Origin of the sequence: Escherichia sp. 20412-1 (genome assembly GCF_003027595.1) — a bacterium.
Taxonomy (GTDB): Bacteria; Pseudomonadota; Gammaproteobacteria; order Enterobacterales; family Enterobacteriaceae; genus Escherichia; species Escherichia marmotae.
In genome coordinates, this window is the sequence record NZ_PYQM01000001.1 from 50,221 (window position 1) to 66,557 (window position 16,337).

General features: G+C 48.4%; 20 protein-coding genes and 1 pseudogene. 9 read left to right on the forward strand and 12 right to left on the reverse strand.

From position 1 onward, the window contains the following. Window positions 1-81: 81 nt before the first annotated feature. The gene (locus tag C7B16_RS00275; RefSeq protein ID WP_001211005.1) at window positions 82-321 is read right to left on the reverse strand and encodes a YobH family protein; all 240 of its coding nucleotides are present in this window, start codon (window positions 319-321) and stop codon (window positions 82-84) included. 157 nt (window positions 322-478) lie between these two features. Between C7B16_RS00275 and mgrB the strand changes: the two genes are divergently transcribed. The 5 genes from mgrB (at window position 479) to rlmA (ending at window position 2,985) form a co-directional block, all read left to right on the forward strand. Further along, on the forward strand, window positions 479-622 hold the full coding sequence (gene mgrB, locus C7B16_RS00280) for a PhoP/PhoQ regulator MgrB (protein ID WP_000714549.1): 144 nt from the start codon (window positions 479-481) through the stop codon (window positions 620-622). Window positions 623-696: 74 nt separating this feature from the next. Further along, a complete protein-coding gene (locus tag C7B16_RS00285; RefSeq protein WP_001006870.1) occupies window positions 697-984 on the forward strand; it encodes a YebO family protein in 288 nt (95 codons plus the stop codon). Between the two features lie 659 nt (window positions 985-1,643). Next, window positions 1,644-1,760, forward strand: coding sequence for a DUF2627 domain-containing protein (locus tag C7B16_RS00295; protein WP_032141266.1), 117 nt, complete (start codon window positions 1,644-1,646; stop codon window positions 1,758-1,760). 39 nt (window positions 1,761-1,799) lie between these two features. After that, on the forward strand, window positions 1,800-2,009 hold the full coding sequence (cspE, locus tag C7B16_RS00300; protein WP_001062678.1) for a transcription antiterminator/RNA stability regulator CspE: 210 nt from the start codon (window positions 1,800-1,802) through the stop codon (window positions 2,007-2,009). A gap of 166 nt (window positions 2,010-2,175) precedes the next feature. Next, the gene (rlmA, locus tag C7B16_RS00305) at window positions 2,176-2,985 is read left to right on the forward strand and encodes a 23S rRNA (guanine(745)-N(1))-methyltransferase (RefSeq protein WP_000010094.1); all 810 of its coding nucleotides are present in this window, start codon (window positions 2,176-2,178) and stop codon (window positions 2,983-2,985) included. Here rlmA and mntP read toward each other — a convergent pair. From mntP to manX, 5 genes are all read right to left on the reverse strand, one after another. After that, complete coding sequence (mntP, locus tag C7B16_RS00310) at window positions 2,982-3,548, reverse strand: manganese efflux pump MntP (RefSeq protein ID WP_001027737.1); 567 nt, start codon at window positions 3,546-3,548, stop codon at window positions 2,982-2,984. The two genes, rlmA and mntP, sit on opposite strands and share 4 nt — an antisense overlap. Before the next feature lie 417 nt (window positions 3,549-3,965). Then, window positions 3,966-4,424, reverse strand: a complete 459-nt coding sequence (locus tag C7B16_RS00320) for a DUF986 family protein (RefSeq protein ID WP_107179242.1) — start codon at window positions 4,422-4,424, stop codon at window positions 3,966-3,968. A gap of 54 nt (window positions 4,425-4,478) precedes the next feature. Next, window positions 4,479-5,330 carry a PTS mannose transporter subunit IID gene (manZ, locus tag C7B16_RS00325; RefSeq protein WP_107179243.1) on the reverse strand — a complete coding sequence of 284 codons (852 nt, stop codon included), beginning with the start codon at window positions 5,328-5,330 and terminating at the stop codon, window positions 4,479-4,481. Window positions 5,331-5,342: 12 nt separating this feature from the next. Further along, window positions 5,343-6,143, reverse strand: a complete 801-nt coding sequence (gene manY, locus C7B16_RS00330; RefSeq protein ID WP_000406934.1) for a PTS mannose transporter subunit IIC — start codon at window positions 6,141-6,143, stop codon at window positions 5,343-5,345. Between the two features lie 62 nt (window positions 6,144-6,205). Continuing rightward, window positions 6,206-7,177 (reverse strand): PTS mannose transporter subunit IIAB, encoded by a 972-nt coding sequence (gene manX / locus C7B16_RS00335; RefSeq protein WP_061090869.1) that lies wholly within the window; start codon window positions 7,175-7,177, stop codon window positions 6,206-6,208. A gap of 316 nt (window positions 7,178-7,493) precedes the next feature. On the opposite strand from manX, the gene C7B16_RS25580 reads away from it, so the two are divergent. After that, a complete protein-coding gene (locus C7B16_RS25580; protein WP_269471531.1) occupies window positions 7,494-7,652 on the forward strand; it encodes a protein YoaL in 159 nt (52 codons plus the stop codon). After that, on the forward strand, window positions 7,640-9,196 hold the full coding sequence (yoaE, locus tag C7B16_RS00350; protein ID WP_000395006.1) for a CNNM family cation transport protein YoaE: 1,557 nt from the start codon (window positions 7,640-7,642) through the stop codon (window positions 9,194-9,196). Before C7B16_RS25580 ends, yoaE begins: the two co-directional genes overlap by 13 nt. 3 nt (window positions 9,197-9,199) lie before the next feature. Here yoaE and C7B16_RS00355 read toward each other — a convergent pair. The 4 genes and pseudogenes from C7B16_RS00355 to pabB all read right to left on the reverse strand — a co-directional run bounded on the left by C7B16_RS00355 (window position 9,200) and on the right by pabB (window position 14,419). Next, window positions 9,200-10,798, reverse strand: a pseudogene (locus C7B16_RS00355) (EAL domain-containing protein). Window positions 10,799-10,927: 129 nt separating this feature from the next. Further along, complete coding sequence (gene sdaA / locus C7B16_RS00360) at window positions 10,928-12,292, reverse strand: L-serine ammonia-lyase (RefSeq protein WP_000624308.1); 1,365 nt, start codon at window positions 12,290-12,292, stop codon at window positions 10,928-10,930. A 183-nt stretch (window positions 12,293-12,475) separates the two neighbouring features. Next, window positions 12,476-13,054, reverse strand: coding sequence for a CoA pyrophosphatase (locus C7B16_RS00365; protein WP_000456725.1), 579 nt, complete (start codon window positions 13,052-13,054; stop codon window positions 12,476-12,478). A 3-nt stretch (window positions 13,055-13,057) separates the two neighbouring features. Beyond that, a complete protein-coding gene (pabB, locus tag C7B16_RS00370; RefSeq protein ID WP_001516272.1) occupies window positions 13,058-14,419 on the reverse strand; it encodes an aminodeoxychorismate synthase component 1 in 1,362 nt (453 codons plus the stop codon). A gap of 73 nt (window positions 14,420-14,492) precedes the next feature. Between pabB and C7B16_RS00375 the strand changes: the two genes are divergently transcribed. Both C7B16_RS00375 and C7B16_RS00380 read left to right on the forward strand, forming a co-directional pair. After that, window positions 14,493-14,672, forward strand: a complete 180-nt coding sequence (locus C7B16_RS00375; protein ID WP_000457334.1) for a YoaH family protein — start codon at window positions 14,493-14,495, stop codon at window positions 14,670-14,672. A gap of 6 nt (window positions 14,673-14,678) precedes the next feature. Beyond that, window positions 14,679-15,131, forward strand: coding sequence for a pentapeptide repeat-containing protein (locus C7B16_RS00380; RefSeq protein ID WP_000618094.1), 453 nt, complete (start codon window positions 14,679-14,681; stop codon window positions 15,129-15,131). A 91-nt stretch (window positions 15,132-15,222) separates the two neighbouring features. On the opposite strand, the gene C7B16_RS00385 is transcribed toward C7B16_RS00380, so the two are convergent. Beyond that, window positions 15,223-15,522: a DUF1889 family protein gene (locus C7B16_RS00385; RefSeq protein WP_001112001.1), complete on the reverse strand. Its 300-nt coding sequence runs from the start codon at window positions 15,520-15,522 to the stop codon at window positions 15,223-15,225. 419 nt (window positions 15,523-15,941) lie between these two features. Continuing rightward, window positions 15,942-16,286: a RidA family protein gene (locus tag C7B16_RS00390; RefSeq protein WP_010376144.1), complete on the reverse strand. Its 345-nt coding sequence runs from the start codon at window positions 16,284-16,286 to the stop codon at window positions 15,942-15,944. Window positions 16,287-16,337 lie beyond the last annotated feature (51 nt).

Below are 16,337 nucleotides of genomic sequence, written 5' to 3' on the forward strand. Positions count from 1 at the left end.
GCTGGCGTAATATCGTATACGTTGGTGATAAGTGTACGTTTTATTCATTGAGTTTAATGTGGGTATTTATACCTTAATCTATTAGCCATTATCGACGACGATATTGTTTTTACGTAATAGTGGGCAATCGGTTATCCCGAAAAAACCACTTTTAGTGTGCAGGTATTGTACCGTACTGGTATCCCGGGCCGTCAGATAGGTGCATTGCAACCCTAACCCAGCGGCATTTTCCTTGCTTCCAATCAGAACACCATATCCGCTTAGTAATAATCCTGTCCATACCAGTGCTATCAACATAATTGTGCGAATAATGAATCGCATTATGACCTCTTCTCTTTTTTGTTCGCTTAATCGTAGCGGTAATATGGACTGAAGCAAGCGTATAGTTCCGAAAAAGCACGAATATCGACATGGTTAGGCGCTGTTTAACTAACGCATGATAGTTTAATGACATAAGGTAGGTTAAACGGAGAATGGAGTGAAAAAGTTTCGATGGGTCGTTCTGGTTGTTGCTGTGCTGGCTTGCTTGCTGCTATGGGCGCAGGTATTCAACATGATGTGCGATCAGGATGTACAATTTTTCAGCGGAATTTGTGCCATCAATCAATTTATCCCGTGGTGATATCATTTTTTCAGCAGTAGATTTCCTTCCTGTGTGGCAGTGGTAGAATGACACCTCTACTTAGAGGTGGTGAAATGAACGAAGTTGTAAATTCAGGCGTAATGAACGTTGCGTCTTTGGTTGTATCGGTGGTAATTCTCGCTATTGGGCTCATCTTGTGGTTTTTCATCAACCGTGCCAGTTCACGGACTAACGAACAGATTGAACTTCTTGAGGCATTGCTGGAACAGCAAAAACGGCAAAATGCACTGTTACGTCGTTTGTGCGAAGCAAACGAACCTGAAAAAACGGATGCGAATACTGCTGAGAACCTAAAAACGGCTGAAGATGAAGATATCATCCGCCTGGTAGCGGAACGGTAATCTTTCCTCAAAATTTGAGTAGCCCTAATGCTGATGGGTTACTCATCTTATCCGCACTATAGTGGTGCAATTGATTCAAATTAATACTCTGGTCTGACTTCGATTATTTATCGTGTTATTTATTTCATAATAGCGGTATCGGAAAAAGATATTAATCGCACTAAGCTATTGGGATGTTTACATCGGAATTGTGATCAATTGCGGTATTATTTATTAGCGAAACGTTTCTCCCTTCACTTTTTAGTAATTCATCAATTTTTCTTATTTTAAATTAATAATGAGCATTAAGTCTGGTTTCTTCATTTCACCTGTGTATGTTGTTAACTATCTGTTTTATTGGGTGAAGTTATATAACATTTTATTCGTTATATATCATAAAAAGTGATATCGCTCGCATTGCGTAATAACTTGTACTGCTGCTCTGGAAGAACTGAACTTATTGAACTATGTTAGAAACTGCATCAGGTCAAGTATCTGCGTGTAATGGTATGGTTAAGTGCATCGATATATCGGCACGTATTCCGTTGCATAAGTGTGCAAAAAAAGTGGAAGGCGTATCGAGATTTGTGCGGCTGATCGAGACATGTTTAAAAATGGCTTGCCATAATTAACGTTGTATGTGATAACAGTTTCGGGTTAAACGAGGTACAGTTCTGTTTATGTGTGGCATTTTCAGTAAAGAAGTCCTGAGTAAACACGTTGTCGTTGAATACCGCTTCTCTGCCGAGCCTTATATTAGTGCCTCATGCAGTAATGTGTCAGTTTTATCTCTGTAATGCCTGCGGGCGAAGAAAACAATCTAAGGAATTTTTCAAATGGCAAAGATTAAAGGTCAGGTTAAGTGGTTCAACGAGTCTAAAGGTTTTGGCTTCATTACTCCGGCAGATGGCAGCAAAGATGTGTTCGTACACTTCTCTGCTATCCAGGGTAATGGCTTCAAAACTCTGGCCGAAGGCCAGAACGTTGAGTTCGAAATTCAGGACGGCCAGAAAGGTCCGGCGGCTGTTAACGTAACAGCTATCTGATCGAATCCACTGATCTGAAGTGTAAACGCGCTTCAATCTCGCTATAAAGCCTCGTCGAATTTGCGAGGCTTTTTACTTTGTTTTATTTTCGTTCCTGTCTCCGGATATTTGCCAGTCGTGCGATTCGCGTTACACTTGCGGCCTTTAGTATCCTGCCGGAGTTGTCATGTCATTTTCCTGTCCACTTTGTCATCAGCCTTTAGCGCTTGAAAAAAACAGCTATATCTGTCCCCAACGGCATCAATTTGATATGGCGAAAGAGGGATATGTTAATTTGCTGCCCGTTCAGCATAAACGTTCTCGCGATCCGGGCGATAGTGCGGAAATGATGCAAGCGCGGCGTACATTTTTAGATGCCGGTCATTATCAGCCGCTTCGCGATGCGATTGTCGCTCAATTGTGTGAATGTCTTGAGCAGCACGCAACGGCGATACTGGATATTGGTTGTGGGGAAGGGTACTACACCCATGCTTTTGCCGATGTCTTACCTGGCGTGACGACTTTTGGTCTGGATGTCTCTAAGGTCGCGATTAAAGCTGCTGCGAAACGCTATCAGCAGGTCACCTTTTGTGTCGCTTCCAGCCACCGTCTGCCGTTTTCTGATGCCAGTATGGATGCCATTATCCGTATCTACGCACCGTGCAAAGCAGAAGAATTAGCGCGAGTAGTCAAACCGGGTGGGTGGGTCATTACCGCTACTCCTGGGCCACGGCATTTAATGGAGCTGAAGGGTTTAATTTACGACGAAGTACATCTACATGCGCCCCATGCTGAGAAACTGGATGGTTTTGAGCTGCAGCGGAGTAATGAATTACATTATCCGATGCGCCTGCGCGGAGATGAGGCGGTTGCGTTGTTACAGATGACGCCGTTTGCCTGGCGCGCAAAGCCAGAGGTATGGCAAGCGTTGGCAGCAAAAGAAGAATTTAATTGCCAGACGGATTTTAATATTCACGTCTGGCAACGAATAAATTAGCTGTGGTAGTGCGTCCAGAGGATCTGGACGCCAATGCCAATAAGCACCAGCCCGCCAAGAATTTCCGCTTTTTTCCCAATAATTGAACCGATAAAGCGGCCCACCATCATGCCTAATGTTGACATGATTAAGGTGGCGCAGCCAATCGCCAGCGCAGTCGCGATAATGTTCACTTGCAGGAAGGCCAGACCAACACCAACAGCCATTGCATCCAGGCTGGTGGCAATTGCGGTAGTCACCAGCAACCAGAAACCGTGACGACGACGCGGTTCTTCATCTTCATCATCTCCACCGCGAAAACCCTCAATAATCATTCGCCCGCCGAGGAATATCAGCAGTACAAACGCAATCCAGTGGTTCCACTCGAGGACAAAACGGCTGGCCAACATGCCCATCCCCCAGCCAATCAGCGGCGTCAGCGTTTCGACGGCACCGAAAATAAGGCCAGTTCGCAGAGCTTCAGAAAATTTCGGTTTATGGAGGGTGGCACCTTTACCGATTGATGCAGCAAAGGCATCCATCGACATACCAAAAGCAAGAAGAACAGTAGCAGTGATATTCATGACAATGTCCTGACCGGGGTATCCATAAAACACATCATCGCCCCCAGCAAACATGCACACACGAACGACAAGAAGCGCTCATGCAGGCATAGCGATTGATGTGCATATGGTCTCGCCTGACTGAAAATGTTCAGTCCGTACGCGCCACGTTTTGCAACGAGTATGTTGACACGTACATTTCCGGAGTCTGGAAATCGGCTACTCCCCAAATGAGGGCGCAACCTTAACATATTTTGAGAATATAAAACAACTGTCAGAATATATTATTCTATTGCTATTACTGATAACGATTTTCATTTAGATTTATATATCAATAAAACGTTAAAAATAATAACAAATAAGGGACGACGTAATATAGCCTAAGCTATGTCTGGTTATTAAAAATACACTACACATAGCTTTGGCTAAGTTGATAACTTATTGAGTTGAAACTAGAAGTTTATAAATCTTTTCCAGATCGTCGATATTTCGGACGCTGATTAACAAACGGCGCTGTTCTAATTGCATCACCAGTACACCATCTTCCGATAAGTTCATCGCTTTAATTCGGCTATATTCAATCCAAACATTGGCGAAGAAAAACCCTTTTTGTTTGAAGATGATTTTCGGAACCCGGATCCAGAAAGTATAAAATCCCATTAGCGCCAGTGCACTTAATAACCAGGTGGTTATTTGTGCGCCATGGCTGGTTACATTGTTATAGATAAGAATGACAATCAGCCCGACAAAGATAACGCTATCGATGCGACCGCGCCGGAGCAAAGGAATTGCCAGCAGGGTGGGGCCGTTGCGGCGGGGCATGATGAACTGATCGTATATCGCAAAAGCAAGCAGTGCGGCGATGAACAGAATCAGTACCAGTTCCGTGATTGTCATTAATCCTCCAGATAAAAAAACGGGGCCAAAAGGCCCCGGTAGTGTACAACAGTATTACAGTCCCAGCAGGCCGCAAGCGTAACCAGCGATACCAATGACGAAGAAGCCAACGATAATCCACAGCGGGTTAACTTTTTTGCGCAGCAGCCACATACAGGCAAAGGTCAGCAGCAGCGGCACCAGGCCTGGCATTAACTGGTCAAGAATGGTCTGGACAGTGGTAATGTGCTCTTTACCCGTCTGGTCGGTGATGCGAGAGACGACCAGAGGGATGTTGACATGTGTCCACTTGTTAACCAACGCCCCCATGACAAACAGGCCGAGAATAGACGCCCCTTCCGTCAGTTTTTGCAGGAAGCCGCCACCCATATCTTTAACGATATCGATACCTTTGGAGTAACCATACGCTACGCCGTAGTAACGTGTTGCCAGACGCACCAGGTTAAACAGGATAAAGAACAGCAGCGGACCTAACAGGCTGCCACTCATCGCGATACCGGCTCCCAGAGCTGCAAAAACCGGACGTACCGTACCCCAGAAGATCGGGTCACCCACGCCTGCCAGCGGACCCATCAGACCTACTTTGATACCGTTGATAGCACCGTCGTCGATCTCTGCGCCGTTAGCACGCTGTTCTTCCAGCGCCAGGGTTACGCCCAGAATTGGCGCAGCCACGAACGGTTGGGTGTTAAAGAATTCGAGGTGACGTTTAATCGCCTGTTTACGGGCATCATTGTTCTCAGGGTAGAGGCGACGAATCGCCGGAACCATAGAGAAGCAGAAACCCAGTGCCTGCATACGTTCGAAGTTCCATGAACCCTGGAAGAGGTTAGAACGCAGGAAGACGCCACGAATATCACTCGGAGTGAGTTTTTTCTCGGTGGTAGTTTTAGTTGTATCAACCATTTCGCTCACCTGTTAGTCCAGTTCGTTATCGAGATCGTTGTTACCAGCAGCCTGAACAGGCGCACCAGCTACGCGGTTATATTTCGGGCTAAGTTGGATGTAGAGCACTGCCATAACAGTACCAATTACACCCAGAGCAACCAGGTTAAAGTTGGTGAATGCTGCGGTTACGAAGCCGAGGTAGAAGAACGGCATCAGGTAGCCTGCACGCATCATGTTGATAACCATTGCATAACCAACAACCACGATCATGCCGCCAGCAATGTTCAGACCATTGGTCACCACTTCCGGAATGGCGTTCAGCATGTTCTGAACTTCACTGGTGCCTACAGACAGCGCAACAATTACGGCCGGGATAGCCACACGCATCGCTTGCAGGAACAGCGAAGAAACGTGGATCCAGGAAATTGCCGTCAGGTTGCCATTCTCAGCCGCCTTATCCGCAGCGTGCTGGAAAGCAACGGTGATGGTACGAACGATGATGGTCAGCACCTGGCCCGCAGCGGCCAGCGGGATTGCCAGCGCGATACCGGCACCGATGCTCTGATGACCTGCAATAACCAGAATGGTAGAAATGATAGAAGCCAGAGCGGCGTCAGGCGCAACTGCGGCACCGATATTCATCCAGCCCAGAGCGATCATTTCCAGAGTACCACCGATAATAATACCGGTTTTCATATCCCCAAGAACGATACCCACCAGGGTACAGGCGATTAACGGACGGTGAAACTGAAATTCATCGAGGATAGATCCCATACCTGCGATACAGGCTACGATAAATACCAGCACAATTTGAAGAGTGGTAATCTCCATTGTACTTCTCCTGTTTACGTAAGACTTAAGTGTGAAAACTGAGTGATAATCAACACAATACGTTACTTATCGATTTTGCTGATCAGATCCATCATTTTCAGTTTCGGATCGGTGGAAACCTTACGGACTTCCAGTTCGATACCGCGTGCATTCAGTTTCTTGAACGCTTCGATATCTTTTTCATCAACCGAAACCGCGTTATTCACCTGGGTTTTGCCCTGACGGAATGCCATACCACCGACGTTAACAGAGGTAATTTTCACGCCGCCTTCAACGAGGCGCTCAACATCTGTCGGGTTGGTGAATAACAGCATTACACGTTCGCCAGCATATTTCGGGTTGTTGTAGACGCGAATCATCTTGGCAACATCAACCACGTGTGCTGTTACGCCCGGAGGTGCGACCTGGGTGAGCAGTGTCTTACGAACGGTATCCGCAGCCACTTCATCACTAACAACAATAATACGGGAGACATTGGTTTCTTTGGTCCAGCGGGTAGCTACCTGACCGTGAATCAGACGGTCGTCGATACGCGCAAGGCCAATAACCATGTAGTCATTTGGTCCCATTGGTTTTGCCGGAGTTGGGGCCGCTTTGGGTGCCGCCGAAGCGGGGGCGGGAGCTGCTTTTTCAACCGGTTTGGCTTTCAGTGCTTTCACACCTTCACGGCCTGTTTCTACTGCCAGCGCCACCAGTTCATCAAAGCCCGGGTCATCATCACGAGCCATTAACGTTTCCACCAGCATTGGAATGTTAACGCCTGCGATCACTTCATAATGCTCTTTGTCGACGGCAATGCGGCTGGCAGCATTGAACGGGCTGCCTCCCCATGTATCAACGAGAAACAGCACGCCTTTAGTGGTGTCGAGTTTTGCCAACTGAGCGTTGTACTTTTCGATCAGCGTTTCGGCATTTTCGCCTGGAACGAAATCGATCCAGCCGACGTTTTCCTGCTCGCCTAACAGCATCTCTGCCGTTTTAAGCAACTGCTCTGCAGCCCAACCATGTGTGCCTATAACAATAGCAATGGTCACTTGCTACCTCCTTTATTATTGTTAACACCTCAACGTGCCAGATGTATTTTTGAATCGTCGTCCACAATCGAATCGATTCAGATAAGGGTTACAACCAAAAACCCCCTGCGTTTCGCGATTTATTTTAGATATCGAAAAAAATATTTTATGTGATGAAGATCCGTAATTTAACTTTGGATTATCAAAATTCCGAAAGAGAAAATATTTTCGTCACATTTGTTTGCAAAGGAAGGTAAATCTTTGCCAAATCAGAGGTCTCTCTGATATGTTTAACTCCCGTTTAACAACCAAGGAGTATAGGGCAGCAGCCCGCAGTATGGATCGTCACCGACGTCATTTCAGCATCAGGCCTTTCAGCGCCTGCCTTTCTGGCACTTTTTGCCGCACCTTTTGTTTGCATTTTGTTGTTACGCCTGCATTATTTCTGGCGCCGAATAGCTATTCCTTAAGCAGGAGCTTGTCATGGAATTCTTAATGGACCCCTCGATTTGGGTGGGGCTACTCACGCTTGTCGTTCTTGAAATCGTGCTGGGTATCGATAACCTGGTTTTCATCGCCATCCTTGCCGACAAACTGCCACCGAAACAACGTGATAAAGCTCGTTTGTTAGGACTGTCGCTGGCGCTGATCATGCGTCTGGGACTGCTGTCGCTGATTTCATGGATGGTCACGCTGACCAAACCGCTATTTACCGTGATGGATTTTTCCTTCTCTGGTCGCGACCTGATTATGTTGTTCGGGGGGATATTCTTGCTGTTTAAAGCGACAACGGAGCTGCATGAACGGCTGGAAAACCGCGATCATGATTCCGGTCACGGTAAAGGTTATGCCAGCTTCTGGGTGGTAGTAACGCAGATTGTCATTCTCGATGCCGTCTTCTCGCTGGATGCGGTGATTACCGCAGTTGGGATGGTCAACCACCTGCCGGTGATGATGGCGGCGGTGGTGATTGCGATGGCGGTCATGTTGCTGGCGTCGAAACCGTTGACGAGATTCGTTAACCAGCATCCTACAGTGGTGGTGCTCTGCCTGAGCTTCTTGTTAATGATTGGTCTGAGCCTGGTTGCTGAAGGGTTTGGCTTCCATATTCCGAAAGGTTACCTGTATGCCGCGATTGGCTTCTCGATCATCATCGAAGTGTTTAACCAAATTGCGCGCCGTAACTTTATTCGTCATCAGTCAGCTTTACCGCTGCGTGCGCGTACTGCCGATGCCATCCTGCGTTTGATGGGGGGTAAACGTCAGGCGAACGTTCAGCACGATGCCGATAACCCGATGCCGATCCCTGTGCCGGAAGGCGCGTTTGCGGAAGAAGAGCGATATATGATTAACGGCGTGCTGACACTGGCGTCTCGCTCTCTGCGTGGGATTATGACACCGCGCGGCGAAATTAGCTGGGTTGACGCTAATCTCGGTGTTGATGAAATCCGTGAGCAGTTGCTTTCTTCGCCACATAGTCTGTTCCCGGTATGTCGCGGTGAACTGGATGAAATCATCGGTATCGTGCGTGCTAAAGAACTGCTGGTGGCGCTGGAAGATGGCGTTGATGTCGCAGCAATTGCCTCGGCTTCTCCGGCGATTATCGTTCCGGAAACCCTCGATCCGATCAACCTGCTGGGCGTGCTGCGTCGTGCTCGCGGTAGTTTTGTTATCGTTACCAACGAGTTTGGTGTGGTGCAAGGCCTGGTCACGCCTCTGGATGTGCTGGAAGCCATTGCCGGTGAGTTCCCGGACGCTGATGAAACGCCGGAAATCATTACTGACGGCGACGGCTGGCTGGTAAAAGGCGGTACAGACTTACATGCCTTACAGCAGGCGCTTGATGTTGAGCACCTTGCCGATGACGATGATATCGCGACGGTGGCAGGTCTGGTGATTTCTGCAAATGGTCACATCCCGCGTGCTGGCGATGTGATTGACGTAGGGCCGTTACATATCACCATTGTTGAAGCTAACGATTATCGTGTTGATCTGGTTCGCATTGTTAAAGAGCAACTGGCGCACGACGAAGACGAATAATCATTAACGAAATGGCATGACGGGCGTGATATGCCCATTATGCCGGGCGGGCGGCGGTTGGCTGCCCGCCAGCCATTTTGGGAAATCACGCAGTGGCATCGGCTGCGCGTACAAATACCCTTGTAAAATATGCACCCCATGACGGCGTAAATACTTCGCCTGTTCTTGCGTTTCTACGCCCTCCGCCACCAGTTCAATATTCAGTCTTTGCCCCAATGCGATGATGATATCGGTTACCGTCGAGTTAACCGCATCGGAACCAATTGCAGCGGTGAAAGACTTATCGATTTTCAGCACATCAGGGCGTAACGTTTCCAGCCAGGAAAACGAACTGTTGCCGGTGCCGAAGTCATCAATCGCCAGTTTGACGTTTTTACGATGCAGTTCGCGGGCAATCCGATAATCGACATCCAGTAAGGCATCGCGCTCGGTGATTTCGAGGATGAGTTGCTGAATCGGGTTAGCACTAAACCAATATTGATTGAGATCCTTCAATAACACGCCGCGGCGAAAATGGCTGGGGGCGACGTTAATCCCAATGTGAAACTGGCTGCTCATTGGAAAAACGTGGATTTGGCGGATGGTTTCCATCATCACATAACGGGTAAGCGGCACTATCAGATGATGTTCTTCCGCGATAGGGATAAATACATCTGGTGAGATCCACCCCTGACGCGGGTTATTCCAGCGCAGCAATATTTCTACACCAACACATTGCTGGCTACGAGCGTTTAGTAAAGGTTGACAGAATAGCTCGAATTCATGTTGCGCGAGGCCAAGATTAATTTCGCGCGAAAAGCTCATTCTATGGGCGGTTGCCAGCCATGCGATGTAACCCACCAGTAAACTCAACAGTACCGCCAGTGGAAACTGGCTGGGAAGATGATGTAACGCCAGCGCTGTCGCACCAGGGCCGCTAACGCTGATGGTAAAAGGGAAGTTCTGCGATGAAACCTGGTAACGTTCATTGCCATTAAGTGGAGGTAAAGCGTCAACCAGACCGTCACCATAGAGTAAATGGCGATCAGCCACCGTCAGGCTGGCGTTTCTAATTTGCGGCAACTGCGGTTCCAGTAACATCGTCGTCAATAGGTCAATGTTGATCATCTCCAGAACGCCATCGCCAGTATGTGATTGAGAGGGATATCACTGGATCAGCACTGGACTACCTTTAATCAATACGCGATCGGTGGTAAGGCGCAAAAGAGCCTGTGGGGCGGGCAAATCGGCCTGAATATCATGAACCGGAACATTGCGATAGCCAAAGATACTGGAGCAGTAAAGTGTACCGTTTTGTACCAGACCAATAGAACGCACCGTTTGCAGTTTTGCGGCTTGTTTGCGTAGAGGCAAATGAGTGACTGAGCAAGGGAGGCCAATCAACGGAAGTAACATCTCGCGTCCCGCCTGAAGGGGTTGCAATATATTATCCAGCTCTTCAACCGCGTGATTGGCGAAAAGTATCACCCGCTGTTGATTTAAATTACGCTGTGAAATAAATCGCACGCTTAGTGTCGCCACAAGCGTAAAGAGTGCGCAAATTGTACAAACAATCATTCGATTACGGCGATAAGTTTTGATGATCCGTTGTGCTTTTTGCATGCGGGCCGCCCTGTAAGCGTATGGCAACAAACGCCTGACGCAACAGTGGAAGTGTAGTGGGGAAATTTACAGCAGACGAGAAAGCGGGGGAAATTCGCCCATCCGTTGCAGATGGGCGAAAGAAAAGTATTAGTCACACTGGACTTTTATTGCCAGACCACCGCGAGAGGTTTCACGGTACTTGGCGTTCATATCCTTACCGGTTTCGTACATTGTCTCGATGACTTTATCCAGCGAGACGCGCGGAGCACTGGTGCGGCGTAAAGCCATGCGTGCGGCGTTGATCGCCTTCACCGATGCAATAGCATTACGCTCAATGCATGGCACCTGAACCTGACCGGCCACCGGATCGCAGGTCAGACCGAGGTTGTGTTCCATCCCAATTTCCGCTGCCACACAAACCTGTTCCGGGCTACCGCCCAACAATTCAGCCAGGCCTGCGGCGGCCATTGAACAGGCTACGCCGACTTCGCCCTGACAACCCACTTCAGCACCGGAAATAGAAGCGTTCATTTTATACAACGCGCCAATTGCCCCAGCGGCCATAAAATAGCGGGTATAGATATCCGGGCTGACCGATTCAATAAAGTGGTCGTAATAGGCCAACACTGCCGGAACAATGCCGCACGCACCGTTGGTAGGCGCTGTCACCACGCGCCCACCTGCGGCGTTTTCTTCGTTCACTGCCAGCGCAAACATGTTCACCCAGTCGATAACATTCATCGGATCGTTAGACAGTTTATCGCTGGAAACCAGCATCCGGCGCAGGGCAGATGCACGGCGCGGAACACGCAGCGGCCCAGGCAATACGCCTTCGGTATTCATTCCGCGATCGATACACGCCTGCATGGTCTGCCAGACATGCGCGAAATAGTCATCGATCTCTTTCTTACTGTGCAGCGCCAGTTCGTTCTGCATTGCCAGGCCGGAAAGGGAATAGCCAGTTTCATTACAGTACGCCAGCAACTCGGTTGCAGATTTAAACGGATACGGCACACTGACTTCGTTGGTGGCATCGTGACCAAAATGTTCTTCATCGACGATAAAACCGCCGCCGATGGAATAATAAGTTTTGCTGTAAACAACTTTATCGCCATTATACGCGTGGATCTGCATCCCGTTTTCATGCAGCGGCAGGTTGCCGTTATGAAAACGCATCCCATTGTCACGGGGGAAATCCACTTCATGCCGTCCCTGCGCCAGCAGCAGACGTTCGCGCTCTTCTACGTCGCGAATAAAACCGGGAATACTGTCGATATCCACGGTGGCAGGTTCGTTACCTGCAAGACCCATAATAATGGCGATATCGGTATGATGGCCTTTACCCGTCAGCGATAGAGAACCGTAAACGTCCACGGCAACGCGGGTAACGCTATCCAGTAAGCCTTTTTCGACCAGATCATCGACGAACTGTTTACCCGCCTTCATAGGCCCTACAGTATGGGAAGATGAGGGACCAATCCCCACCTTAAACATGTCGAATAGACTAATCACGATAATACTCCTGACAAGGTGACTGGACTTCCAGTAACGAACTAATAACAGCGCATAGTGTAAGAGGGAACGCGGCGATCGGCTTAACTATTCACATGAATTAAACTAATCAAAAACCGCGATTTAACTAATATTGCGATGATTGTCTCAAGTAGTGTTTTGTAGATGTAAAGATAAGTATAGTCAGGGTTTCACACCAATTTGCAGCGCCAGCTCACGAATTATGCCTGCGGTCATTCCCCATACAAAATACTGTTCGTACCAGGAAAGCCATACCCGATGTGAATCGCCACGGCGGTAGATATCTAAAGGGTGATAGCGCCCCAGATGTAATGCCTGAGCGAGCGGCATTTCAAACACAGCGGAGACTTCATCTTCACTGGCGCGATAGGGTAAATCGGGCGGGATAATACCGACGACTGGGGTTACCTGGTAACCCGTTACGCTATCGACGGGCGGCAGCACGCCGATAACTTCAACGGCTGAAGGCGGTATAGCGACTTCTTCTTCGGCTTCGCGTAGCGCGGCGGCGATAACTGACGCGTCGGTGTCATCTACTGCGCCACCTGGAAACGCCACCTGTCCGGCGTGTTTACGCAGGTGAATTGAACGCTGAGTAAGTAACAAACCCGGTTGCGGTCGGCGCACGATGGGGATTAACACAGCAGCCTGACGATGATTTAAGGTTTCCCGGTTAATTTGCGGGCGCAAAAGTTGAAAGCGTGATAAAAAATCATCAAGCGTCAGGCTACGGTATTCCACGTCTTACTTCTCCAGTTGCTTCAGAATACGATTAACTTTATCAAAAGTTTCCTGATATTCCGCCTCTTCCTGGCTATCGGCGACAATACCGCCGCCCGCAGAGCAGTAAATTTGCCCGTTAACCGCGGTCAGGGTGCGGATAGTGATGCTGGTGTCCATATTGCCGCAAAAACTTAAATAGCCAATGCTGCCACACCAGGCGTTGCGTCGCTGAGGTTCCAGTTCGTCGATAATTTCCATTGCCCGTACTTTCGGTGCGCCGGTGATTGAGCCTCCGGGAAAAGCCGCGCGCAGCAGATCGCTGGCATGCAACTGCTCGGGAAGGCGTGCCGTTATGGTGCTGACCAGATGATGCACTGCAGGGAAGGGCTCCACCACGAACAGCTCCGGCACTTTTACCGAACCTGCGACGGCAACACGGCCAATATCATTACGCATTAAATCGACAATCATCAGGTTTTCGGCGCGATCTTTCGGTGAGTTCGCCAGTTTTTCTGCCTGTTTGCTATCTTCCTGAGGATCGGCCAGACGCGGCAGAGTGCCTTTAATCGGACGGGTCTGGATCTCACCATCAGCACAAAGAATAAAACGTTCTGGCGAGAGGCTTAAAATCGCACCTTGCTCCAGGCGCAGGAAGGCACTAAATGGTGCACGGTTGGCCTGGTTGAGTTTAACGAACGCCAGCCACTCATCACCAGAATAGGTAGCTTGAAAACGCTGGGCAAGATTCACCTGGTAACAATCGCCGCTGTGCAGATATTCCTGCACCTGGCGAAATTTCTCGCCATACTGTTCGCGGCTCATATTAGATTGCCAGGCAGAGGTTAGCGTGAAATCACCCTGCGGTGTAATTTGCTGGTTTTCCAGCCACGCCAGACGGGCATTGACATCATTATGACTCAGCAAAGAAACAACCCGGTGCTGGTGGTCGACAATCAACGCCCAGTCGTAGATACCTACCGCCATATCAGGAAGGTTGATATCTCTCAGCGCCAATTCCGGCAGGGACTCAAAACGGCGGCCCAGGTCATAGCCAAATAAACCCAGTGCGCCACCCTGAAATGGCAAATTACCATTATGCAACGGGTGAATGTTTGCATGCTCCAGCGCCTGTTGGAGTACCTTTAACGGGTCATCAGTGGTCGTTGTACGGGTTTCTCCTTCACACACCACGGTTTCATTACCGTGAGTTGTTAAGGTGCAAACGGGGTCTGCCACCACAATATCAAACCGACTATGCGGATGATCGGCATAGCCGGAGTGCAAAAGCATCGCCCACGGCAAGTGGCTCAAGCGGGAGAAATAAAATTCAGCGGCGTCCTGACGCCAGGGTAAAGTAATCACAGCGGGAGATAACGTCTTCATTAGTCCTGACTCTACTGGCTATGTGCCGGGTAGCATGAAATAATTAGCGCCAACAATTTAGCAGGAGTTAACAATGTTTGCAGGTTTACCTTCACTCACCCATGAACAGCAGCAAAAAGCCGTTGAGCGGATTCAGGAATTGATGGCACAGGGGATGAGCAGCGGTCAGGCAATCGCACTGGTAGCCGAAGAGTTACGCGCCAACCATTCCGGCGAACGGATTGTGGCGCGTTTTGAGGATGAAGACGAGTAATACACAATGATCCGTATCGATTTCGTCACGGATGACGTTCTGTATCTTGATACGGATAGCCTCATCGGCTGGGATTTTTCCGGCATGAATTTACATCGCGCTATTTTTGATGGCATGTGTCTGGATGGTGCTCGGTTTAATGATGCGCATCTGCGTAATATCAGTTTCATCACATCCTCCCTTATTGGGGCCGACCTCTCGTCTGCCGCCCTGATGTGTGCCTGGCTAAATCACGCCGATCTGACGAATTGTAATTTTTATCAGTCACGCCCCATTGCTGCTGATTTTAGACATTCACGACTTTGTGGGGCAGATTTTACCGCTGCCGATTTAAGAGGTGCTAATTTCGCTGGGACAGATCTTCAGAATGTTTGTTTCAACGGGGTGCATTATGACAAGCGAACCATTTGGCCTGCAGCGTTTGAACCAAAGAAACGCGGGGCTGTTTTGCTTGATTGAATTCAGCGGTTTTATTGATAACGAGAAAAAAGGACGCTTTTCTAAGATCAATGAAAGCGTCCGGATTGATTTTTAGTGCTGGAGTTTTGACTCACACAAGGGCTTTAAGTTCTTCCTGCATATAAGACGAGAAGTATTCAGGGTTTTTAATCACCACGCGTTCACCAGACTCCATTTTTTTTGCCCAGCCAACCATTTTTTCCGTGAATCCAGGATTCCAGCCTTCCTGTTCAGCTCGCGCAGTAATATCGGTGGCCGTCGCGGGTACACCCAGAGCATGCAAATATTTAAATATTCCCTTCGCCGTACTTTCATTCATAGAGCTGGGGGTTGGTGCTGATATATCCATAGCACTAATGAAATCCAGGGCTTTATCTATTACAGCAGGCATATTCTTGTCCTTAAATTAACCACGTTTTCGATAAGGCTATATATGACATTAAATTGTGCCTAATATCAAAAGGATTATGACAATATCTCATTCGTTAACCTGTTGACATTCAGGTATTTTAAAGGTAGCAGGTCATGGCGGGTTATCTAGTGATGTGCCGAAATTAACAGAGAATCGTAGTACCGTAGCTTGGTTGTTCAGGTAAGTAAGGGCAACAGCGGAAAACAGGTTAGGTTAATTGAGTGATTAACACGTGGTTTAGTTTTTATGATTAATATCGTTTCTTTATAAATAAACTTGAAATCAAAAAAATAAATAATAAAGCCCCCGACTGGGGCACCGTCCATCTAAAGTAAGAGCTTAAGCACTGGTCGATTTGTTCATGATCGACCAGTATTTTCGATAATTCTCTTCCGGAATTAAACCGCCGCAATAATCTTAATTTCAACTTTATACTGCGGATTCATCAGTCCCGCTTGCACCGTGCAGCGTACCGGAGCATGACCCGCGACAACCCAGGCATCCCACGCTTTATTCATTGCCGCAAAGTCGTTTTTATCGGCCAGAAAAATGGTGGCATCCAGAATGCTCGACTTATTGCTGCCCTGTTTTTCCAGCACCGCGTCAATTTGCGCCAGTGTATTTGCCGTTTGCTCAAAAGCATCGGCGTCGAGGTTTTCCGGTACGCCAGTGTAGTAGAGCGTGTTGTTGTGGATCACCACATCAGACCAGCGGGCTTCGGCGTCTATACGAACGATAGTCATCATTTTGTCCTCATTATCATTCCATTTTTGTGCTGCAAAGACTGCCACAAT

Coding starts and splice junctions, on each gene's coding strand:
- C7B16_RS00295 (WP_032141266.1), top strand. CDS start 1,644: ATGTGTGGCATTTTCAGTAAAGAAGTCCTGAGTAAACACGTTGTCGTT.
- rlmA (WP_000010094.1), top strand. CDS start 2,176: ATGTCATTTTCCTGTCCACTTTGTCATCAGCCTTTAGCGCTTGAAAAA.
- C7B16_RS25580 (WP_269471531.1), top strand. CDS start 7,494: ATGGATCGTCACCGACGTCATTTCAGCATCAGGCCTTTCAGCGCCTGC.
- pabB (WP_001516272.1), bottom strand. CDS start 14,419: ATGAAGACGTTATCTCCCGCTGTGATTACTTTACCCTGGCGTCAGGAC.
- C7B16_RS00390 (WP_010376144.1), bottom strand. CDS start 16,286: ATGACTATCGTTCGTATAGACGCCGAAGCCCGCTGGTCTGATGTGGTG.
- C7B16_RS00380 (WP_000618094.1), top strand. CDS start 14,679: ATGATCCGTATCGATTTCGTCACGGATGACGTTCTGTATCTTGATACG.
- mntP (WP_001027737.1), bottom strand. CDS start 3,548: ATGAATATCACTGCTACTGTTCTTCTTGCTTTTGGTATGTCGATGGAT.
- C7B16_RS00320 (WP_107179242.1), bottom strand. CDS start 4,424: ATGACAATCACGGAACTGGTACTGATTCTGTTCATCGCCGCACTGCTT.
- C7B16_RS00285 (WP_001006870.1), top strand. CDS start 697: ATGAACGAAGTTGTAAATTCAGGCGTAATGAACGTTGCGTCTTTGGTT.
- C7B16_RS00375 (WP_000457334.1), top strand. CDS start 14,493: ATGTTTGCAGGTTTACCTTCACTCACCCATGAACAGCAGCAAAAAGCC.
- yoaE (WP_000395006.1), top strand. CDS start 7,640: ATGGAATTCTTAATGGACCCCTCGATTTGGGTGGGGCTACTCACGCTT.
- cspE (WP_001062678.1), top strand. CDS start 1,800: ATGGCAAAGATTAAAGGTCAGGTTAAGTGGTTCAACGAGTCTAAAGGT.
- C7B16_RS00275 (WP_001211005.1), bottom strand. CDS start 321: ATGCGATTCATTATTCGCACAATTATGTTGATAGCACTGGTATGGACA.
- manZ (WP_107179243.1), bottom strand. CDS start 5,330: ATGGTTGATACAACTAAAACTACCACCGAGAAAAAACTCACTCCGAGT.
- manY (WP_000406934.1), bottom strand. CDS start 6,143: ATGGAGATTACCACTCTTCAAATTGTGCTGGTATTTATCGTAGCCTGT.
- C7B16_RS00385 (WP_001112001.1), bottom strand. CDS start 15,522: ATGCCTGCTGTAATAGATAAAGCCCTGGATTTCATTAGTGCTATGGAT.